We start from the raw sequence: 20,546 nt of genomic DNA on the forward strand, positions 1-20,546 counted from the left end.
GTTGGAATTGGAACGTTTTGAAAGAATAAAAAGAAGTACCCCCGGTGGGACTCGAACCCACAAGCCAATGGCGGCTGATTTTAAGTCAGCTGCGTCTACCAATTCCGCCACGGGGGCACGCCGGCATGAAACCGACAAATCATTATTATGCCATGCCCGGTCTACCGCATAAAAATATCGGATAATGGCATATTCTGTCTCAGAATTGGTCGTTTTTGTAACCTTGGTGACATTGATGCGGGTAAGCTAATCCATGTCTTACTCATTTTACAAAGGCGGTATCAATGGCTGGGACACCGGAAGCCAAACCGATAAACGAAACGGCGAAACGCGGGGGGACGATGATCGTCGTCTCGTTGATGGCCGGCTATTCCATCGTCTACATGGACAAGAGCATGATTTCTCTGGCCGTCATGCCCATCGGCAAGCAGTTCGGGCTTGACACCGGCCAGACCGGGCTGATCATGTCGTTCTTCTTTCTGGGCTATGCCCTGATGCAGATTCCCTGCGGTTGGCTGGCTGACCGTATCGGCGCGAAAAAAGTACTGATAGGCTCGCTGGCCTTCATTGCCGCCTTCGCGTTCCTTTTCGGGGCGATGGGTGGCCTTGTCCTCTTCATTGTCATGCGTTTCTGCATGGGTCTCGGACATGGCGGCTATCCGCCGAGCGTCACCAAGTCAATCGCCGAAAACTTCCCGATTAAAAAGCGCACCTTCGTCCAATCGCTTATCCTCTCCACCTCAGGCATCGGCGGCATTCTCGCTTTCACCTTGGGCGGCGTGTTGGTCGACAAGAACTGGCGGATTGCTTATGCCGTTCTTGGCGCGCTTTATCTTGTCTCGGTCATCCTGATCTGGTTCTTCGTGCCCGCGCATGGTGGCGCGGTCGAAGAGGAGCGTAAGGCTCGGGCCGAAGCGCAGGCCGGCAATACGGAAGCCGCCAAGGCCGACGCCCCCAAAGTCGGTTTCAAGGACGTCATCAAGAACCGCAACGTCATCGTGCTGTTCATTGCGATGCTGTTCATCAATGTCATGCTTTATGGCCAGATGTCATGGATGCCCACCTATATCAAGACCACGTTCGCATTGAGCACGACGAAGGCCGCGTTGGTGCTGGCGTTCAACTCCATTTTCACCATGTTGGCCACCATCTTCTCGGGTTCTCTGCTTTCCAAACTGTTTCTTGGCCGCGAGCGCATGGCCATTATCGGTTCCTGCCTGATTACTGCCGTGCTCATCGTGGTCTTCATCTTCGTGGGCAAGAGCAGCCTGGTGATATCGATGGTGCTGTTGGCATTGATGAGCCTGGTGTCGATGTTCGCCTTCACCGGCATTTTCACCTGGCCGCACAAGATCATGAACGCCGAAATCATCGGCTCCTCGATCGCCGTGATCAATACCGGCGGCACCATCGGTGGCTTCCTGGCTCCGACCATCCTCGGCAATATGGTCAAGTCCGCTGGCGGTTCGTTCACCAACGCCTTCCTGTTCATCGCCGCGATGACGGTGCTCTGCGCTCTGGTCGTGCTTTTCGTGAAGCCCGAACTGACGACGGCAAACAAGTAATCAGATAACAGGATCGGATATCGAAAGATCCGATTGATTGGCTAATGAGTCAAATGTGGCTCGTTACTACGAAAGTACTGACGGGTCACACTTGTATATCACATTGTTCAACCAGGTTTTCCATATTGATGCTTTTGCTTATTTGATGCTGATGTTTTCGCGCGATTATTGTTGTGTCTTTGATTGCTGTCACATCACGTCAGGAGACATGGTCTGCATAACAACCGATATTTTGTGGATTTATACACAAGGAAACGCGCTGCACATAACGGCACGGTAAAATGGCGACATGTTCACTATTCTCGATATGTTTAAGATTGGTGTGGGACCGAGCTCGTCGCATACCGTCGGCCCGATGGTGGCGGCCTCGAATTTCGTCGACTCGCTTGATGAACGTGATCTGCTGGGCCGTGTCAGTCGCGTCAAAACCACCCTTTACGGCTCATTGTCGATGACTGGTCTTGGCCACGGCACCGATCGCGCGACGGTGGCAGGGCTTGAAGGCAACGTGCCGGCCACGGTCGATACGGAGCATCTGGCCAACATCAGGGAAGAGTGTGAGAACACCGGGAAGCTCAATCTCGGCGACAAACACCATATCAGGTTCGACTACGACAAAGACGTCATCTTCGAAAAGTGGAAGATGCTCGCCGCCCATCCCAACGGCATGCGCTTCGAGGCGTTCGACGACAAGGCCAGGAAAATAGACGAACAGGTCTGGTACTCGATAGGCGGTGGATTCGTCCGTAAAGGGCATCCCGACGATCTGCTGATCGGCATTCACGAAAAAGCGCCGAAAGGCAGTACGTTCGCCGAAGAGGCGAGTGTTGACAGCAGCAACGATTTCCCGCCCGAAGCCCCGTATCCCTTTGCCAGCGCCGACGAGCTGCTCGAAATATGCAAGCGCGAAGGCAAAAGCATCTCCGAAATCGTATGGGCCAACGAGACGGCCACCCGAACGCCGAAGGTTGTCAGGGAAACGCTGCTCAACGTCTGGCGCCACATGGACGACTGCGTCAAAAACGGTTGCATGAGCACCCAACGCGTATTGCCCGGTGGTCTTGACGTGCCACGGAGGGCCCCGAAGATCTATCGAGAGCTTTCCGGCAACGCCGATATCCTTTCGCATAATGTACGCCGGCCTGCCGCTCTGCTCGAATCCTCGGAATGCACCTGGGTCGATTTGTTCGCGCTCGCGGTCAATGAGGAGAACGCCGGGGGAGGCCGTATCGTCACCGCGCCGACCAACGGTTCGGCCGGCATCATTCCGGCAGTGCTCGAATATTATTGGCATTTCGCCGGCTCGGCCGATGAGGAAGGCGTTATCCGCTTCCTGTTGGCTGCCGGGGCCGTCGGCTACCTTTTCAAACGCAACGCCTCCATTTCCGGCGCGGAGGTCGGCTGCCAGGGCGAGGTGGGTTCCGCGGCCTCGATGGCTGCGGCAGGGCTCTGCGAGGTCATGCAGGGCACGCCAAGACAGGTCGAGAACGCGGCCGAGGTCGCCATGGAGCACCATCTGGGTCTGACCTGTGACCCGGTTTCCGGCCTTGTCCAGATTCCCTGCATCGAGCGCAACGCCATGGCCGCCAACACCGCCATCAACGCCGTGCGTATGGCCCTCTTGGGCAACGGGCAGCATATGGTCAGTCTCGACCAGGTCATCAAGACGATGAAAGATACCGGGGCCGATATGATGTCGAAATACAAGGAGACTTCGGAAGGCGGTCTTGCCGTCAACGTCGTGGAATGCTGACGGCAAGGGAATTTATCTGCCCCCTTGCCTGGCAATAGGAAAGTTTTTCTCTGGCAGGTTCTGTGCGCTTTCGGAACACTTTCGGACATCGGGGTGCGCCAGTGCTAACCTAATGTCATTGTAAACCAACAAGGAGGCCTACGTATGGCTACGAACATGCCCAAGGTGAACGCCGAGTTCGGTGCAAAACCGGTTATCGAATTTCCCGATACCCCGGCTCCGAACGGGCTCAAGGCTGTGGAACTGGTCGAAGGCAATGGCCCGATGGTGCGTGCCGGCGATAATGTCACCGTGAACTACCATGGCGTCGTCTGGGGCAAGGACGAACCGTTTGACTCCAGTTTCGACCGCCATCAGCCAGCAAGTTTTGGTATCGGTGTCGGTCAGGTCATCAAAGGCTGGGATCGCACCGTTGTCGGTCACAACGTTGGCTCGCGTCTGGTGGTTTCGATTCCGCCGGAATACGGCTATGGCAGGCAGGGTATGCCACAGGCCGGGATAGGCGGCGATGACACGCTGGTGTTTGTCATCGACATCATCTCCACGCGCTGAAGCCTAGGGAAATCAAATACGATTGACCGGCCTCAGAGCCGGTCTTATTGGTTTTGAACCGTTCGGTGACGCCGGATGCGAAACATGGAAACAAACTGATAAAAAGGCAAGGAAGAATCATGGCAGAGGAAGAAAAGACCATTCTGCTCACGCAGGAGGCCTATGACAAGCTTCAGAAGGAGCTGGCCTACCGTCAGGGCGATTATCGCGACGAGATTACCCAGCGTATCGCCACGGCACGCGCCGAAGGCGACCTTTCCGAAAACGGCGGTTACCAGGCCGCGCGCGAGGAACAGGGCAAGAACGAGGGCCGCATCAACGAGCTTATCGTCAAACTGCGTAACACCAAGATCCTGAAGGCGCCGCCGGCAGGCAAGGTCGGCAATGGATCGCTGGTCACGCTTGAGTTGGCAGGCAAGGAAATGAAGTACGTGCTTGGTTCGCGCGACATCGCAGTGGCCACCGATTACGACGTCATCAGTCCGGAGTCGCCCATCGGCGCGGCCATCATGGGTGCCAAGAAGGGCGACGAGGTCTCTTACAAGGCCCCGAACGGTCGTGAGATCAAGGTGAAGATCAAGGACTCCAAGCCGATGAAGTAGAGCTTGATTTCCAGCGCTTCATATATGTATGACAAGAGAAGGCCCGAATCCGCAGAAACGTGGATTCGGGCCTTCTGATATCGGCCTGGCAGAATCGGTGATGGCAAACATCCATCGAGCGTTTTTGCCGGTATGTTGAAAATTGATATAGATATCCGTTCCGGAACGTTCCGGGATCACCAGAGATTGACGATGACCATGTAGATGGCCACCATATGGCAGGCGTAACCGGCCACTGTGCCCAGATGGAAGATCTCGTGGAAGCCGAAAACGCGCGGCCATGGGTCCGGTTTGCGCAGTGCGTAGACGATGGCTCCGGCGATATAGCAGGCACCGCCTGCCGCCAGAAGCACCACCACCGCCGGTCCCGCGTAAGGGGAGAACCAGAAGAGGTCGAGGAAGGCGACGCCGGAGACGCCGAAAATGATGTAGACCGCGGTATAAAGCCAACGCGGGGCGTTGATCCAGATGACGTGGATGAGCAATGCCACCAGCGTGCACGCCCACATGCCGCCGATGACCCCGTTGCGCCAATTGGTCGTCAACGCGAACGACACCGGCGTATACGTGCCGGCGATCAACAGAAAGATGTTCATGTGGTCGATGCGGCGCAGGATATCCGTGGTTCTGGCCGACCAATCTCCCAAGTGGTAGGCGGCCGAATTGGTGAAGAGAATCAACGAGCAGACCATGAACACGGCGCACGCCCATTTGAGTCCCGCTCCTTTCGCCAAGCAGATGAGCACGATGCCGGCGGCCAATGCCAGCGGTGCGGCGACGGCATGGATCCAGCCGCGCAGCAGCGGTTTCGGGCGGCCGTGAACGTCGAGACGAACCTTGTGGCCTGGCATGGGCGGGGGAGTGATACCAAGTGTTTCGGCGGCCTTCACCTCTCCTCGGGCGATGACGTACGCCGCGCGCTTTTCGGCCTTACGACGAATGGTCTCGGCCTTGCTGTGCGCCTCGGCGCGGATGGCTTCGGCCTTGGCCTCCATGGCCTGTTGCTGCGCCTTGGTGACGGTGGTCTCGATGGTTTTGGGGTCTTTTTCTGATTTATCGGAGGTAGGGAGACCTGAGCCGTTTTGCTTTGTCGGCATAGGTGATGAGCCGGTGCCGGTCTGTCCGGAGATATTTTGATACGGATTGATGGCTATGGTACCGTCTGTCATTTTTTTGACGGACTTGTCGGACATGGTCCCTCCAGAGTCTCAACTGCCTTTACGCCTATCGGATACGCTGCGGGAACGGTATAAGCCAACGCTCGCTTACGCTAACGTAACTTACGACATCGTAACCTACATTGATGACATATTTTTTCCGAACCGGCAACACCTGCGAAACCGACACATAGTATCATTGAACTATGGCTGATTTTGATGAGATTCTCGCCGCGCAGTCCGATTTCGACGCCGGCGATCGTGAATGGCTCCATTTGTTGGTGGCGGACTGGCAGGTTATCGCCGACTTGAGTTTCGCGGACCTGCTTCTGGTGCTTCGTCGTGATGATGGCAAATACATCGTCGCCGAACAGTGCCGCCCTTCCACCGTGATGACGATGCGCAGCGATGACGCTGTAGGCAACGAGGTCTCGGCGAATCTTGTCGATGAGATCGATACCGCGATGAACGCCAAAGGCGTGCTTCATACCTCGACGCTCTACCAGGTCGGCAAATCAAGCGTCTGCAACGTCTATGCACCCGTGCGCTGCGGCAACAAGACGCTCGGCGTGGTGGTGCGAGAGACCAATATGTCGACCCGCGAATCCAACGGCCGCTATGAATCCGAAAGCATCAACGCCGGCAAGATGCTTTTCGAGATGATTCCGCGCGGCCAATTCCCGTATCATGATGCGTTGATGAGCCAGCAGCACAATGCCAGGGTCTCGGACGGTTTCATCATCCTCGGTCCCACGGGCATCGTCAAATATGCCGCTCCCAACGCCATCAGCTGCTTCCGCAGGCTTGGTGCCATCACCCAAATGGAAGGACACTACTTAAGCGAAATAGGAACGCAACTGCTTCATCCCAACGACCCGGTCCCCGAGACCCTGCCGCTGGTCCTGAGCGGCAAGGCGGCCGCCGACTGCGAGCTCGACGCCAACAACTCCATGGTCTCCATGCATTCGCTGCCGCTCTACAACGAAACAGGACGTGCCGGCGCCATCGTGCTGTGCCGCGATGTCACCGAACTGCGCCGCCGCGAACAGGAACTGCAAACGAAGGACGCCACCATCTCCGAAATCCACCACAGAGTGAAGAACAATCTCCAGACGGTGTCTGCATTGCTCCGCCTGCAGGCGAGAAAAACGAAATCACAGGAAGTCAAGACAGAACTCAAAGAAGCGCAGCGACGCATCCAGACCATCGCCACCGTCCACGAAGGCCTGAGCCAGACCGTCGACGAGATCGTCGACTATGACGCCGTGATTTCCAACCTCCTGAAGATGAGCGTGGACCTGGCCACGATGGACGACCAGCACATCCACATTCGTTACATCGGCAAGTTCGGCATGATGCCGGCGCAGGACGCCACCCCGCTTTCCTTGGTATTGACCGAGCTGATCACCAACGCCGTGGAGCACGGCTTCGAAGGCCGCAAGGAAGGCAACATCACCATTTCGGTGGGCCGCAGCGGCAATCATCTGAACGTCGTGGTCGAGGATGATGGTTCGGGTTTGGCCGCCGAGGAAGACAACGGCATGGCCCGTACCTCCGGTTCCGGACTCGGCACGCAGATTATCAACACCTTCGTCACCAACGACTTCAACGGCACCGTGCGCTGGGACGAACGCCACGGAGGCGGCACAAGGGTCATCCTCGACATCAACCTGCGTGCGGCGCAGGAAGGCGACGAATCGGAATACTGAGGGCATAACGAATCAGGGGGGAGTAGGGCCGCGGCGATGATTCCTGCACTGTGCCTGTCTACCCCGTTTGATGTGCAGTCTCGACTTTTGTCGGTTAAACAGTGAGACATAGCTATGCTCTGCATAACAATGCCCCTTCCGATTTCAATGAATCGGAAGGGGCATTATCAAAATGAAACTACGAACAAGCCTATGCGTAGGCAACGCACTTATCGAAGCGCGTGCCACTGGCGAAATCAGACCTGCATCTGCATGTTCTGGCTGCGGCGGGCACGCATGGCGCGACGCTTCAAGGCGCGACGCTCATCCTCGCTCAAGCCGCCCCAGACGCCATAATCCTGATTGGTGTCGAGCGCGCACTTGAGGCACGCGTCAATGACCTTGCAGGTACGGCAGATGGCCTTGGCCTCTTCGATTTGCTGATAGGCGGCGCCGGTATTGCCGACTGGGAAGAACAACTCCGGATCCTTGTCGCGGCATGCCGCCTTGGCCCGCCAATCAAAAGCATTACTCATAGAAGCAAACGACCTTCCTATTTGTCCTCGACTGCATTCCACTACTTAGATAATCACGAAAATCACAATTTTTCAAGGGATTTTGCCAGAAAAATAGCTTAAATTTTTGTTGTGATTATCGAAACCGTCAAATTTCAGACCAGCCTGGTGAAATTTTGTATGGCAAACGGTTGCCGAGATTTTGGTAAATTTCCCATTGCAGCTAAAGAATCATTGCGAAATCGAACCGGCCAACGTACCCACCGTTCCGGGAGCGTGGGAGCCGGAGGAAAGCTGTTCGAACAATTCGAGGTTCTTGGTATCGTCCAGGAGCACCGTGGAACCCACGCCTCTCACGTAATGGTTGGGGTCGGTCCAATAGACCGAACCGGAGATACCTTGTTTGCCGGTGGCCGCTTTGAACGCCATGGCCATCGACAGCAGCGTCAGCGGGTTGGTCTTCTTGTCAACCTCGACGGAGGAAAGGGCGGCTTTGGCCACCTTCTGGGTCTGTGCCGGGCTCTTCAACATGTCACCTGACGAGGCTTTGCTCATGATGGCTCCGATGACCTGGCGTTGCCGTTCCGCGCGACCGAAATCGCCCTTTGGGTCGGAATAGCGCATACGTGAGAAAGCCAGCGCCGTGGCACCGTCGGCGGTATGGCAGCCGGCCTGCCAGTTCATGCCGGAACGCCAGTCGTTGACCGTGCTGTCATAGCAGAGGTTGACACCGCCCAAAGCATCGACCACTTTGGTGAGTCCGTTGAACTTGATTTCGGCGACGTGGTCGATTTTCTGTCCGGTGATATCCTCGACCTCGCCGGTGAGCGTTTTCTTGCTCTGCGTTTCGGCGACGGCATTGATTTTCATGCTGGTGCCATTGACCTTGACCAGTGAATCGCGGGGAATCGAGATAAGCGAGGAACTGCCGTGCGTGGGCTTGGTCAGCACGAGCATGGTGTCGGTGCGGAAACCGGGAGTGTCGTCTGCGCTGCCGCCGACCCCGGAATCATCGCGTTCGTCGGAGCCGAGCACGAGCCAGGAAGTGCCGTTGGTATCGGCCTTGTCGGTGAGCCAATCAGTTTTGTCTAGCTGTGAATTGGCCCAGTTCCAGCAACCGAAAAGCGCCAGGACGATGACCAGGACGATGACCAGCAGAGCGGTGAGCACCCAGTGATGTTTTTTGTGAGGCTTGGCCGCTTCGTTTCCAAACCCTGTCGGCTCTACACGGTTCGGACGTTGCGGCGGCATCGCGGCGGCACCGTATCCACGTGAAGGGTTGCGGGAGGAAGACGAACGCGGCGATGAAGCGAGACGTGAAGAACCTGCGCTTTGACGTGGTGCGCGAACTTGAGACGCAATTGGTGCAGCTGGTTCTTGGATCGGCTGGCGATTGGTCGTCCTTTTACGCGGCTTGATCGGTGAGAAGGCCGGTGGAATCTGTGATTCGTTGGGGACGGGCACACGACCGGTGTCCGGACGTGTGCGCGCGCCTGATGGTATGAAACTGGGTGGGGTGCCCTGCGCGTCGTATCCACCAGACTGCTTGACCATATACCCTCCCGAAAGTAAAAGCAGTTACTACTTTTACTCGCGGGAGGCCATGAAAGGGAGAAGGTTCGCCTACTTCTGCGCAGGAACCGCACATACCGTGGCGTTGAGGTACTGGTTGGCGACGCCCATGTACTGGCCGGTGTTCGGATCGCGGATCATGCCGTTCTTCTTGTCGACGGTTCCTCCGGTGATCGGGTCGATGAGTCGGCCGTCGGAGGTCGTGATCAGGCCGGTGACAGGATCAGGGGTACCTTGTACCTGCTGTTGCTGTTGCTGTTCCTGGGTTCCGTTGGAGTTCTGACCCTGCTTCCCCTTTGTACTTTCGCTCTGGCCTTCGCCGGATGTGGTTTGTGCAGGCATGTCCTGTTGGGTCAGCGGCTTGTATTCGCGCAGCACCCTCCAGGTGTCATCGGCGTTGCTGGCCCAAACCACGCGGTTATTCGGGTCAGTGGGTGCCGGGACAACCGGAATGGTGCGTGCGTAAACGTGATCGGGTTTGAGGCTGTGCAGGCTCAGTGCAAGTCCTGCCAGCGTTGTGGCGTTGGAAAGGCCGCTTGAGATGCTCAGTGACTTCAATGCCTCGTTGGCCAGACGATAAAGCTGCGCGCTGTTGGTCAGGAGGTTCTTCGACAAGGCCTCGGTGAGTATTTCCTTGACCAGATACTGCTGACGGGCCGCACGCATGATGTCACTGCCGTCGGTGCCGGTTCCGTGGCGCATACGGGCGTATTCGGTGGCCTGTGTGCCGTCGAGGTGCTGGAGGCCTTGTTTCAGGTCAAGCCCGGTGTAATCGTCTTTCGTGTCGGTCGGCAGGCAGACGTTGACCCCGCCGATGGCGTTGATCATGCCTTGCAGCCCCTGGAAGTCGACCACGATGAAATGTTCGAGCTTCAGGCCGGTCAAGGCATTGACCGCGTTCATTGTGCAGCTTGCAGCGCTGGCGAGATCGCCGCCCACGCTCCAGCCGGTAGCGAAAATGGAATTGAACATCACGTTGTGGCGAGCAGGGACCACGCCCTTGGTGGTCTGGCAGCTTGGGGCATTGACCAAGGAATCGCGGGGGATGGAGACCAGATCGATATAGGAACGGTCGGCGCTGATCTGCACCACCATGGAGGTGTCGGCGTTGTGTTCGCCGTCGTCGTGGCTTCCGCCGAGAGCGGCATTGTCGCCGCCGTCTCGCGTGTCCTGCCCTAAAACGAGGAATTCGATCGGTTTGCCGGCATTCGGGTCGACGAGTTTTTCTTCGGAGGCTCCGTTCTGGCGGATGACCTTGACGGATTGTGGTGCATGTGCGAGAGTGAACGCGGCGACGCCTACGGCAGTGGAGACGAATACGAAAACGGCCACTACGGTCATGATGATGGCGCTGCGAAGCCGGTGACGGACGATATAGGCGGTACCGTGCATGGGCTTGGGGGAGTGCCATCCGCCAAGGTTGGGTATTTTGAGGTCTTTGATACGGTGTGAAGCCATATCTTGCCTTTCTGTTTACCCGCCAGCCAAAGTCTTAAAGGCCGCTGCGGGACTGCCATTCACTATTCCTAGAGGGCATTGTATGCCTAGAGGTTGAATTTTTCCTGAAAATCTGATGTAAGAGCCGCATTGGGCATGAATATCCAGTATACATAACGCTCGATATAAATTCGAGTGGAAAGCTGAATTTTTCCCTATCGATCGTTCCCGGCATACTAGCGAGGCCATCGTCTACACTGGAGACCATGAGTTCCAACGGCAGTGTCGATATACAGCGAATTGTGGCCGAGGTAATCGGTTCCAGGCCCCGAATAAACGGGCAAAGCGTCGATCGAAGCGTCGCCGCGATCATCACTGTCGAACACGATGTACGCTTTTTCCCCACAACCCTGCGTGCGCTGATGGCCCAGAAAGTGCTGCCACGCACCATCGTCATCGCCGATTGCACGGGCGGCACCTCGCAGCCGATGCGTACCGGCTTTACTATCTCGTCTCTTCCCGAACTCGGTCATGGGGCGGCCCAGCAGCTCATTCCCGAACCTCCTGAACGCGTCGATGTTCAGCTGGTGCGTGCCGCCGGGGCGCATTCCTTTTCCGACGCAATTTCCAAGGCGTTCCGCTATGCCAGTCTTCCGGCCTCCGTTCGTGCGCTCTGGCTTTTGCATGACGATTCGAGGCCTGTGGGTGACGGTTGCCTGGAGGCTCTGGTTGAGGCGTGGCACAATACGCCGACGGTTTCGCTGATCGGTGCCAAACAGCTTGATTGGGCCGGTTCTGCACTTCATAATGTCGGCAGCTACGCCGGCAAACATCGTCTGGAAAGCCTCGTGGTCGACGGCGAACCAGACCAGGAACAATATGACGGACGTGCCGATGTGTTCGCAGTCTCCCTGGCCGGTGCCCTGCTTCCTCTCCAGACGAAAAAAGATACCGGGGAAATCAATCCGTGGTTCACGACATTCGCCGAAGGCGCGGATTTCTCACGTCGTATCTGTGAAGGCGGTGGGCGTGTCATTGTGGTGCCGCAGGCACATATCGCCCATCGCCGCGCACGTTTCGAAGGCATTCGCAACCGTGCAGGCGGGCCCATCGATGAGGAAAACCCCGTGGATACAACGTCCGCCGTCCTCGATGCCGCCCAAAAATACTATTACACCGATATCCGCACACTGTTCTGGCCGCTGCTGTGGGTGCTCAATCTCTTCCGCGCCCTGTGGCATGCCATAGGCGCCTTCTTCGCCAAAAGCCCCTGGCGGGCTTGGTATATATTGTGCCTGCCATGGCGTGTGCTTGGCCAATTGCCACAGATGATCCATGCCCGTCGTCAGCAGAACTTGCGTCATGGAGCCAGCAGCGCTGCGTTGGACCTGCTTTCGGCCGACCGCAAACAGATCGAGGAATGGCGCAAGCGCAGCCGTGCCTTCGACAGCCAGCAGCATACCGAGCTTCTGAGCCCTCTGGCGAAAAGCCATCTGCGTATGCGTGCCGTACGGCGTTTCGGCGGTGCCGCCCTCATGGCTGTCGTGGCCTTTGTAGTGATCATCGCGTTTGAATGGAATGTATTCCGTCAGGTTTGGGGCGGTGCCAGTCTGTATTCGCCGTCTCTGTTGGCAAGCGGGGCGAGTTTTTCGACATTGCTTTCGGCGGCAAGCACGCCATGGGCCTTTGGCGTCGGCATCGGTGTGCCCGCACCTCCTGCGCCTTGGCTGATGGTGTGGCTTGTGGCTTCTGTCATTACAATCGGCCATCCGGTCATCGCCGTTTCCCTGATGTTCTTCCTCGCCGCCCCGGCCATGGCCCTGGCCTTCTGGGCACTGGCGGGTATCTTCACCCGTTCCGACTGGGTGCGCGTGGTCATGGGCTTGCTATGGGTGGCGTTGGGATTGGCTTTGGGTGCCTTTGGCACCGCCAATATTGTGTTGTTGATGGCAATGGTGTTCCTGCCGGCGGCTTTCGCCTTCACGTTCAGGGCCGTGGGAATGTACGGCACCGAGGATCTGGTGCATTCGCACGCCTCCGTGCAGGCTGCAGGTTGCGCTGCGTTGTGTTTCGCGGTCACGGTGGCCTGTGAGCCGCAGCTGATATTCCCGCTGATCGTCTGCCTTGTCTTTTTCATCGTTGTCGTCCGTTCGCACCGTCTGATGCTGCTGCTTATCCCGGTGCCTGGCTTGGCTCTGTTGCTGCCAACGCTGGTCAACAGTGTCCATTACGCAAGTGTTGGAGCGTGGCGACAACTCTTCGCTGATGTCATCCAGCCTCTGCCTGATTCCTCGCCCGCTTCACTCTCCTTCGGTCAGGTCATCTCCCGTGCCTTTGCCCTTCCGCTCGGAGGGGATATCCGCGTGCAGCTGTTCAGCCAGCGCGGTTTGCAGACCTTGGTGGTTTTGGCTGCGCTCTGTGTCATCGTCGTGGTCGCTTTGGCGGCGCTTCTGTTGCCATTCGCCCTTCGTGCCACGAGGATGATGTGGTTCGTCGCTATCACCGGCCTCGTGCTGGCCATGGCCGCCGCGCGTATCTGTGTGTCTGTTGAGGGTGGTGACGCCTTCGCCGCATCCGTGCTCCCGGGCGTCATGCTGACGCTTTTGGCATTGCTTTCCTGCGCATGCATTGTTTCCGGCGGAGCGGTCAAGCGTTTCGTTCCCTTGAGGATTTCGGAAAGCGATCAAATCAAACAAAACGTTGAAGCCAACGGTGCAAAAGGCAAGGTCAAGGGTGTAGCCATCAAATTCGGCCGTGCGGTACTCGTTGCGGCTCTGGCGCTTTCCACCTGCCTGGCCGGGGCGTTCGGCATGATGTCGCGAGGCAGCCAAGTCGAGGCAAGCGATGCCGGGTTGCCCATGGTGGCTGTCGACTATTTGCAGAACAGGGAAAACCATCGCATACTTGCGCTTCAGGCAGTATCCGACAATCATATCGATTTCTCTGTGATGCGCTCTCGGCGTGGCGATCTGGTTGATGTCTCTCCTGCATGGAAGGCCAGCGTCGCTTCCGGCGCCAGCGATCTGTCGGTCGACCTGATTGCAAAAGCCAGCGGCGAATTGCTTTCCAACGGCAATGACGATGCCATCGAAACACTAGCCAAGCTGGGATTCGGCGGGATTTATGTCTCCTCCGACAAATCCTCTGCCGACAAGGACGCCACGTTGCGCCTGATCAGCAACATCAACTCCAGTGACGGGGCCCAGTCGGTGGTGAATGCGGCGAACGGCACCTATTACCGGCTGACAAAAGTTGATGAAAACAAGCAAGGCGTGCCATTGAAGGGTCAGATTGCCGCGCAGCACAGCGCTTGGCGCAAGACCTGGCTATGGTGTTTGGGCATAGTAATGGTGATCTATGTTCTGGTCGCAATCCCCAGAGCACGCAGATACGGGTGGGAACAGGCATGAAGGACACGGAGAACTCGATGAACAAAGATATGGATGGCCGCAAGCGTCGTTCCGCAGTTGAACAGGTTCAGCATGCCGTTCCGGCGCCGCCCGCTCCTCCGGCTGCCTCGCCGGTTTCCGGAGGTCCCGGCCATCCCGGCAACGTTGTGGATGCGCGGCAACCGGAAACCCCTGCCAATCCTTCCGGTTCGGCGAGCGCAGGTGCGTCCCGTTCACGGGTGGCTTCGCGTGTCTCGTTGGCGGTGATCACGGTTGTTGTGTTGGTCGCTTTGATTGTGACAGTCGTACTTGTGCCTCTGCCGGGCTGGCTTGTTGATTCGGCGAAAGCCGGCGATGCCACCGGAGCGAAACAAGTCGACCAGACCGATCTGACCTATTACTGCCCATCCCGTATGGCGCTTTCGGACAATGGGAAATATGGCGACAGCGCTTTCCAGGCTTCGGAAGGCAATGTGGCCTCGTCCGCACGCTACTCCGCTTTCGGCTCGATTTATGAGGCGAGTGTCGGAGCCGTCACCAACGGCAGCGAAGCGGACAACAAGAAACTTACCGGAAGCGACACCGTCGACAGCGCCATGGTCAAAACGTATTCCGGTTCTGCCGATCAAGGCTCGCAGGCATTTGAAACGCGCTTGTTGGCGGCGAAATCGGGTACGGGCGCCGCCGCATCTGTGGCTTCATGGGCGAGCGAAGGCGATTTGAAGGGATTGGCCGCCTCCACTTGCATCGCTCCCGCGCTTGAGCAGGATTTCCTGCTGGGGCCCACCACAACCGGAGTCACCCAGCAGTTGTCCGTGGCCAATTTCTCATCGAAAGCCACTTCACTGCAGGTTCAGATCTGGAGCACCAAACATGGCACTCCTTTGCAGCTTTCCACCGGCAACGTGGTCAATATCGGGGCCAATGGCGAGGCAACACTGGAATTATCGGCGGCAGCGCCCGGCAACGAGGCTCTTTTCGTGAAGGTCAAGAGCAAAGAGACACCGATTGCCGCGGTCGTGCGCAGCATCGAGCTCGATGGTTTGAATGCCAAGGGCTCTGATTACGCGGTACCTTTGAACGCCGCCTCCAAGAAGGCTTACTTGCCCGGAGTCTCCGGCGACGATCAAGTGACTGTATTCGCGCGTGCCGAGCATGATACGGATCTGAACCTCTCGTGGGTTGACGGCAACGGCGCGGCGTCGGCCAAGATGCAGCATCTCGAAGCAGACAAGGTCGTCCCCGTCGATTTGGGCAAGGCCCCTGATGGAGTGGTAGGACTCCAAGCCAGCGCGTCAAGTCCTGTCAATGTGACGGCGAAAGTGACCCAGAACGCGGATTCCGGCACAGATTTCGCTTATGTTTCGCCTTCGCCTGCTTTCGCGCAATCGGCTCTCGTGGTTCCCGACCATACCGATGGAACGGTTGTGTTGCTCAATACCAGCGGTAGCGAGACCACAGCCACCCTGCAGGGCTATGACACTTCCGGCAAACCTGTGGGAGACAAGCAGATCGGTATTCCCGCCAACGCCGGGACGAGCGTTTTGGCCAAGGATGTCGGCGACAACGCCGTGATGTTCACGCTGAAAAACGGCAAGGACGTGTCGATGGGCATGAGACTTACCCAGCCTGATGTGGCGCAAGCCAAACTTGCCTCGGTGGCCTATCTCGGCTCCTCAGGTCTCGAACCGCGCAATATGAAGGTGTGGGCCAATGACAACGCCGGAATCGTGCGCTGAAAATGCGCGGATGACATCCCGATTATCGCATAGCCCGATTATCACATGGTTATTATCTTGCGATAATGACAATGATTATTTTTGAGGCGCAATGCAGCCCGACAAGGTGAAAACTTGGGTAATATCTGGGCAATATCAGGACATGAGCCCTTGTGCTTGGCGTCTTATAGTTCGGTGCCGGTCCAGTCGGGGTCGATTTCCTCGGGCCGACGGCCATAGAGGTCGGCCAGTCGGGCTACCAGCGCGTCGCGGATGGCCCATTCAAGCTGCGTTTTGTCGGGGTGGTGCATCTGCATTGGCATGCGGTACAGCACGATGCGTGCGGGGATGCCATGGTTGGCGGCGAAACTTTGCGAGGTCGGGTTACGTTTGGGCTCCCAAGGCGCGGGAGTGGAAGGCGGCACGTCCTCGACGGCGAATTGCACCGGGCGGACGAGATCGGGCCACGCCGTGAGCAAACGTCGAATCTGGGAGGATACCATGTCGTCGAACATGCCGCTTCGGGTGCGGTAGCGGGGCAGGCGTACGCCGAACATCGGCGTTCTAGGGCCGCGTCCATGCCGGTTTCGATAGACGTGGGTCTGCCAAGGTGGTCGCAACATGGTTTCATTCTATGGTGTGCCGTAGGCATTGGTAGTCGTAACATAAAGAGGTATTGGGCAGGGGGAGCGGCCCACGAAGCGAACGGAGCAATCGATGGCAGCAGGCGCGAACGCGGCGATAGAGAAGTGGCATGACCACGATCTTTCCGAACTTGTTGATGGTGTAAAAGTGGTCGCCTTCGATCTGGACAACACGCTGGCACGCTCCAAGAAACCCATGCATGCCGACATGGCTTCGCGTTTTTCCGCCTTGACGCGTCTCATCGATGTGGCCGTCATTACCGGAGGTCGCTTTGAACTCGCCCAAAGCCAGGTGCTCGACGTGCTTGAACCCGATGCCAGTCGAACGAACCTCCACGTCATGCCGACCAGCGGTACGCGTTATTTTCGTTGGCACGAGGGGCAGTGGCGGTGCGTCTATTCCAACGATCTCGATGTGGCCGACCGCAAAAGCGCCATCGCCTCCATCGAACGCCATGCCCGAGAAGAGGGAATCTGGCTCAACCACACGTGGGGGCCACGTATCGAGGACCGTGGCAGCCAGATCACGTTTTCCGCTTTGGGACAGGAAGCTCCGGTAGACGAGAAAGAACGTTGGGATCCGGACAACAGCAAGAAAAACCGGCTCGCCGAGGCGGTGGGTGCCGATCTGCCCAATCTGGTGGTGCGTTCCGGCGGTTCGACCAGCATCGATATCTCCGAGCGCGGCGTCGACAAGGCATATGCGGTACGTAAGCTTTGCCATATCTTGGGTTGCAGGGTCGATCAGGTCATTTTCGTCGGCGACCGTATGGACCCGGACGGCAACGACTATCCTGCGGCCGTCATCGGCACAAAGCCGATTCTCGTTTCCGGCCCTCACGACACGCTTCAGGTCTGCGACCGTCTCATCGCGGCGCTGTCGTAAACGGCTGCGGGTCCAGCGCCTGCTCTCGCAAGGCCAAACCCCGGTTATAAACCAGAGGCTTTGGCCTATAACCAGGCTGTTGTGATTGATGAGGCCGTACTGCTGATGTTGTGGATAACAAGAATCCGACACGCCCGGAATGTGGATAACCCATGGCATCCGACCACAGTGGTTGTTTTTGCTGCGGTAATGATCGGGAATCCGCTAGCTTTGAGGTATGAGAGCCGTTGTTCTACGATTTGCCAATGCCTTGCGGGCTTGGTTTGCCGTCATTCGTGATGTGCTGCTGCCGCGCGGCTGTGCCGGCTGCGACAAGCCGGACGAAGTGCTTTGCCCATCATGTGTCAAGCTTTTCGGGCATGCCTATCCCAAGGCACTGCCGGGTGATGACGTTCGCTGCTATGGATGTTCTTGGTATCAGGGAAGCGTTCGTCAGGCGATCCTCAATTGGAAGGATCACGGTGATGAGGAGTGCGACCGCGTGTTCGCCTCATTGTTGGCGGATTTGGCGGTGAAGGTGCTTGCAGGGCAGGCATCTTATGACCGAATCCATGCTCTTGTCCTGGTTCCTGCGCCCTCGTCGTTCTCGTCGATGCATCATCGCGGCCGATGGCAGACTTTGCCACTTGCCAGGTCGATGGTGCGTTATTTGCGCGGATATGGGTTTGCGTCCGTTATGAAGCCGGTGCTGAGGCTTGAAGGGGTGCGAGGCAAATCCGTCCAGACGGCAGACGCCCAATCCCGTTCGCGAAGGATTGCGGGGCACGTGCGTGTTACCGAAGATCTGAGCGGCGACGATTCGTTGTTCATCGTCGTCGACGACATCGTCACGACCGGTGCCACGATGGGCCAGTGCATAGCGGCGTTGCGCGCGGCGGGAGCGCGTGACGCCATCGGGCTTGCGTTGGCCTGCACGCCGAACCGATCCGGATGACGAAATCCGTCAGGCATGGCGTCTCCTTCGTCGGCTTTATTGTGTGCGCCGTTTTGATTTAAACGCTGGTTCGATGCCTCATCGCATGTGCGGCAACAGCAATGTGTCTGTTCGTCGTATCGGTTAATCGGCATAGGCCACGGCCATCTCATCCCAGCGTGTGGTGCAGCGTGGGGAGAGCATCTCGCGTCTCATCGTCCATGAGGCCGACGTATCCTCGTCGCCGCGCCCTTCTCCGCGCATGCCGCCATAGCCGATGCCGACCCGGGCCGTGCCGAATTTCTTGTTGGCCTCGTCAATGACGGCTCCCAGATTGTGATCGTCGCGTCTGGCCTCGAATCCGTGCAAGGTGGTGAAATCCTTGGCATCCTGCAGGCCGAGCAGCAGCACCCCCGCGCGGATATAGCGGGCATGGGGGTCGGTTCTGCCTCGCAAGGCCTCGCATGCGGCCTTGGCGATGACCAGAGGGTCGTCGCTGGGGTCGCGCAGGGTGGTCGTCGCATGAAACGACTGGTAGCTATCTTCTGGACCGAACGGGCTTGTGGCGCAGAATGCCGCGACGTGCGAGCACAGGCTCGACTGGCGTCGCAGCCTGCGACACGCCTTCTGGGCATAGACACTCAGGGCTTGATTCAGCTGGGCCATATCAGTAACGGGTTTTGAGAACATACGCGAACAGAGTATTTCGGACTTGCGTTTGCCGTCGTTAGCGCTCGCGTCGCCGACGATGCAGGGGATGCCCTTCAATTCCAGCACGGTGCGTTCCAGGGTGATGGAGAAACGGTGCCTGATGGATACCGGGTCCTGGCGTTTTAGGTCGAGCGCGGTAATGATGCCCAGAGCCTGCAGCTTGCGGGTCAGCCGTCTTCCCACACCCCATACGTCGCCCACCGGGATGGAGGCGAGTGCGGCATCGCCATATTGTGCCTCGATATCGCTCCACAGGCTCACGCCACCGGTCGAGGGGTGCTTCTTGGCCCAGTGATTCGCCACTTTGGCGAGCGTTTTGGTCGGTGCGATGCCCACGCTCACCGGCACGCCCACGCCTTCCAGCACGGCTTTGCGCATGGCCGTGGAAATCTGCATGGTCTGTGCGGCATCCGTTGAGGGGGAGAGGAAGCATTCGTCGATCGAATAGATTTCCTGCCCCGGCATGAACCGGCTCATCACCGACATCATCCGTGCCGACAGGCTGGCATAGAGTTCATAGTTCGAGCTGCAGGCCACAACGCCAGCCTGTTGTGCCTCGTCGCGGATGCTGAACCAAGGCGTACCCTCTTTGATGCCCAACTGCTTCGCCTCGGCGCTGCGGGCTACCACACACCCGTCGTTGTTGGAAAGCACCACGACTGGCTTATTGGCCAGTTTCGGGTCGAAAACGCGCTCGCAGGAGGCGAAGAAGCTGTTCGCATCGGCCAGCACTTGAAGCTGCTCGCTCATGTCGCCCTGCTAGCTATGCCGCTGAGGGAAGGGATAGATGGTGGCTCCGCCCGACCATCCGCGACTGTGCGCGGCGAGTCCGGTGGTTCCGTTGGCTTTTTCGGCGGCATCGGATCCATATGCAGATGTACTTGACATGCCGGGGCGGGTGATGCCCGGCAAAGCAGAGCCGAATCGGCTGGAACGGCTTTGTGTATGGAAATTGCCGATGACCACGCCCCAGATCACCAGTTCTTCGGCGTTTTCCGGCGAGAAATCAGGGTAATGGGGATTTTCGGGATGCAGAATCGGTGTCGATCCACGCATTATGAGGCGTTTGACGGTCAATTCGTCATCGAGGACGGCCACCACCACGTCATCGGCCTGCGGTTCGAGCGAGCGATCGACCACCAGAAGGTCTCCGTCCCAGATGCCGGCTCCCTCCATGGAGTCGCCGGCAACGGTGATGATGAAGGTCGTGTCGGGGTTGCGGATGATATGTTCGTCAAAGCTGAAATCGCCCGCAAAATAGTCCTGTGCCACCGATGGGAACCCTGCATGCACTGCTTCAAGCGCGATGGGAATGGGTGTCGGTGCAAGCGTCGAACGGAAGATCTGGGTGACCCTGCAATCCTGCTCTGGGTCATTGCGTACCAATCTGCATGATGTCGTTGATGCCATCGCACACCTCCCAATAATCGAACGTTTGTTCGAA

General features: G+C 57.8%; 16 protein-coding genes and 1 tRNA gene. 9 read left to right on the top strand and 8 right to left on the bottom strand.

Features of this window, described 5'->3' with window-relative positions; all coding sequences use genetic code 11:
• Positions 1–36: 36 nt before the first annotated feature.
• Positions 37–117, bottom strand: a tRNA-Leu gene (locus OZX67_RS04040).
• A gap of 167 nt (positions 118–284) precedes the next feature.
• Between OZX67_RS04040 and OZX67_RS04045 the strand changes: the two genes are divergently transcribed.
• From OZX67_RS04045 to greA, 4 genes are all read left to right on the top strand, one after another.
• Positions 285–1,565 carry an MFS transporter gene (locus OZX67_RS04045; protein WP_277144432.1) on the top strand — a complete coding sequence of 427 codons (1,281 nt, stop codon included), beginning with the start codon at positions 285–287 and terminating at the stop codon, positions 1,563–1,565.
• A 289-nt stretch (positions 1,566–1,854) separates the two neighbouring features.
• Positions 1,855–3,318, top strand: a complete 1,464-nt coding sequence (locus tag OZX67_RS04050; protein WP_277144434.1) for an L-serine ammonia-lyase — start codon at positions 1,855–1,857, stop codon at positions 3,316–3,318.
• A 144-nt stretch (positions 3,319–3,462) separates the two neighbouring features.
• Positions 3,463–3,870, top strand: coding sequence for an FKBP-type peptidyl-prolyl cis-trans isomerase (locus OZX67_RS04055; protein ID WP_277144436.1), 408 nt, complete (start codon positions 3,463–3,465; stop codon positions 3,868–3,870).
• 119 nt (positions 3,871–3,989) lie between these two features.
• Positions 3,990–4,472: a transcription elongation factor GreA gene (gene greA, locus OZX67_RS04060; RefSeq protein ID WP_277144439.1), complete on the top strand. Its 483-nt coding sequence runs from the start codon at positions 3,990–3,992 to the stop codon at positions 4,470–4,472.
• 176 nt (positions 4,473–4,648) lie between these two features.
• Here the strand turns inward: greA and OZX67_RS04065 are convergent, their stop codons facing one another.
• On the bottom strand, positions 4,649–5,665 hold the full coding sequence (locus tag OZX67_RS04065; RefSeq protein WP_277144441.1) for a hemolysin III family protein: 1,017 nt from the start codon (positions 5,663–5,665) through the stop codon (positions 4,649–4,651).
• 170 nt (positions 5,666–5,835) lie between these two features.
• Here OZX67_RS04065 and OZX67_RS04070 point away from each other — a divergent pair, with 170 nt between their 5' ends.
• A complete protein-coding gene (locus OZX67_RS04070) occupies positions 5,836–7,338 on the top strand; it encodes a PAS domain-containing sensor histidine kinase (protein ID WP_277144443.1) in 1,503 nt (500 codons plus the stop codon).
• A gap of 236 nt (positions 7,339–7,574) precedes the next feature.
• Here the strand turns inward: OZX67_RS04070 and OZX67_RS04075 are convergent, their stop codons facing one another.
• The 3 genes from OZX67_RS04075 to OZX67_RS04085 all read right to left on the bottom strand — a co-directional run bounded on the left by OZX67_RS04075 (position 7,575) and on the right by OZX67_RS04085 (position 10,862).
• Positions 7,575–7,853 (bottom strand): WhiB family transcriptional regulator, encoded by a 279-nt coding sequence (locus OZX67_RS04075; RefSeq protein ID WP_277144447.1) that lies wholly within the window; start codon positions 7,851–7,853, stop codon positions 7,575–7,577.
• A 210-nt stretch (positions 7,854–8,063) separates the two neighbouring features.
• Positions 8,064–9,386, bottom strand: coding sequence for an LCP family protein (locus tag OZX67_RS04080; RefSeq protein WP_277144449.1), 1,323 nt, complete (start codon positions 9,384–9,386; stop codon positions 8,064–8,066).
• A gap of 69 nt (positions 9,387–9,455) precedes the next feature.
• On the bottom strand, positions 9,456–10,862 hold the full coding sequence (locus OZX67_RS04085) for an LCP family protein (RefSeq protein ID WP_277144451.1): 1,407 nt from the start codon (positions 10,860–10,862) through the stop codon (positions 9,456–9,458).
• A 245-nt stretch (positions 10,863–11,107) separates the two neighbouring features.
• Between OZX67_RS04085 and OZX67_RS04090 the strand changes: the two genes are divergently transcribed.
• Together OZX67_RS04090 and OZX67_RS04095 are read left to right on the top strand one after the other, a co-directional pair.
• Positions 11,108–14,251 carry a glycosyltransferase family 2 protein gene (locus OZX67_RS04090; protein WP_277144453.1) on the top strand — a complete coding sequence of 1,048 codons (3,144 nt, stop codon included), beginning with the start codon at positions 11,108–11,110 and terminating at the stop codon, positions 14,249–14,251.
• A complete protein-coding gene (locus tag OZX67_RS04095; protein WP_277144455.1) occupies positions 14,248–15,969 on the top strand; it encodes a DUF5719 family protein in 1,722 nt (573 codons plus the stop codon). Before OZX67_RS04090 ends, OZX67_RS04095 begins: the two co-directional genes overlap by 4 nt.
• Before the next feature lie 164 nt (positions 15,970–16,133).
• On the opposite strand, the gene OZX67_RS04100 is transcribed toward OZX67_RS04095, so the two are convergent.
• Positions 16,134–16,571 carry a metallopeptidase family protein gene (locus OZX67_RS04100; protein WP_277144458.1) on the bottom strand — a complete coding sequence of 146 codons (438 nt, stop codon included), beginning with the start codon at positions 16,569–16,571 and terminating at the stop codon, positions 16,134–16,136.
• A gap of 94 nt (positions 16,572–16,665) precedes the next feature.
• Between OZX67_RS04100 and OZX67_RS04105 the strand changes: the two genes are divergently transcribed.
• Positions 16,666–17,478 carry an HAD-IIB family hydrolase gene (locus OZX67_RS04105; protein WP_277144460.1) on the top strand — a complete coding sequence of 271 codons (813 nt, stop codon included), beginning with the start codon at positions 16,666–16,668 and terminating at the stop codon, positions 17,476–17,478.
• 217 nt (positions 17,479–17,695) lie between these two features.
• Positions 17,696–18,412: a phosphoribosyltransferase family protein gene (locus OZX67_RS04110; RefSeq protein ID WP_277144461.1), complete on the top strand. Its 717-nt coding sequence runs from the start codon at positions 17,696–17,698 to the stop codon at positions 18,410–18,412.
• 123 nt (positions 18,413–18,535) lie between these two features.
• Here OZX67_RS04110 and OZX67_RS04115 read toward each other — a convergent pair whose 3' ends face one another.
• Together OZX67_RS04115 and OZX67_RS04120 are read right to left on the bottom strand one after the other, a co-directional pair.
• Positions 18,536–19,852 (bottom strand): Y-family DNA polymerase, encoded by a 1,317-nt coding sequence (locus tag OZX67_RS04115; RefSeq protein ID WP_277144463.1) that lies wholly within the window; start codon positions 19,850–19,852, stop codon positions 18,536–18,538.
• Positions 19,853–19,861: 9 nt separating this feature from the next.
• Complete coding sequence (locus tag OZX67_RS04120; protein ID WP_277144465.1) at positions 19,862–20,512, bottom strand: S24 family peptidase; 651 nt, start codon at positions 20,510–20,512, stop codon at positions 19,862–19,864.
• Between the last annotated feature and the right edge of the window lie 34 nt (positions 20,513–20,546).

The sequence above is a fragment of the Bifidobacterium sp. ESL0728 genome (assembly GCF_029392015.1).
In the GTDB taxonomy this organism is placed as follows: domain Bacteria; phylum Actinomycetota; class Actinomycetes; order Actinomycetales; family Bifidobacteriaceae; genus Bifidobacterium.

Excerpts from the sequence above, each read along its gene's own strand:
- OZX67_RS04055 (WP_277144436.1), top strand. The coding sequence starts at position 3,463 with ATGGCTACGAACATGCCCAAGGTGAACGCCGAGTTCGGTGCAAAACCG.
- OZX67_RS04065 (WP_277144441.1), bottom strand. The coding sequence starts at position 5,665 with ATGTCCGACAAGTCCGTCAAAAAAATGACAGACGGTACCATAGCCATC.
- OZX67_RS04095 (WP_277144455.1), top strand. The coding sequence starts at position 14,248 with ATGAAGGACACGGAGAACTCGATGAACAAAGATATGGATGGCCGCAAG.
- greA (WP_277144439.1), top strand. The coding sequence starts at position 3,990 with ATGGCAGAGGAAGAAAAGACCATTCTGCTCACGCAGGAGGCCTATGAC.
- OZX67_RS04075 (WP_277144447.1), bottom strand. The coding sequence starts at position 7,853 with ATGAGTAATGCTTTTGATTGGCGGGCCAAGGCGGCATGCCGCGACAAG.
- OZX67_RS04100 (WP_277144458.1), bottom strand. The coding sequence starts at position 16,571 with ATGTTGCGACCACCTTGGCAGACCCACGTCTATCGAAACCGGCATGGA.
- OZX67_RS04090 (WP_277144453.1), top strand. The coding sequence starts at position 11,108 with ATGAGTTCCAACGGCAGTGTCGATATACAGCGAATTGTGGCCGAGGTA.
- OZX67_RS04105 (WP_277144460.1), top strand. The coding sequence starts at position 16,666 with ATGGCAGCAGGCGCGAACGCGGCGATAGAGAAGTGGCATGACCACGAT.
- OZX67_RS04120 (WP_277144465.1), bottom strand. The coding sequence starts at position 20,512 with ATGGCATCAACGACATCATGCAGATTGGTACGCAATGACCCAGAGCAG.
- OZX67_RS04110 (WP_277144461.1), top strand. The coding sequence starts at position 17,696 with ATGAGAGCCGTTGTTCTACGATTTGCCAATGCCTTGCGGGCTTGGTTT.
- OZX67_RS04085 (WP_277144451.1), bottom strand. The coding sequence starts at position 10,862 with ATGGCTTCACACCGTATCAAAGACCTCAAAATACCCAACCTTGGCGGA.
- OZX67_RS04070 (WP_277144443.1), top strand. The coding sequence starts at position 5,836 with ATGGCTGATTTTGATGAGATTCTCGCCGCGCAGTCCGATTTCGACGCC.
- OZX67_RS04080 (WP_277144449.1), bottom strand. The coding sequence starts at position 9,386 with ATGGTCAAGCAGTCTGGTGGATACGACGCGCAGGGCACCCCACCCAGT.
- OZX67_RS04050 (WP_277144434.1), top strand. The coding sequence starts at position 1,855 with ATGTTCACTATTCTCGATATGTTTAAGATTGGTGTGGGACCGAGCTCG.
- OZX67_RS04115 (WP_277144463.1), bottom strand. The coding sequence starts at position 19,852 with ATGAGCGAGCAGCTTCAAGTGCTGGCCGATGCGAACAGCTTCTTCGCC.
- OZX67_RS04045 (WP_277144432.1), top strand. The coding sequence starts at position 285 with ATGGCTGGGACACCGGAAGCCAAACCGATAAACGAAACGGCGAAACGC.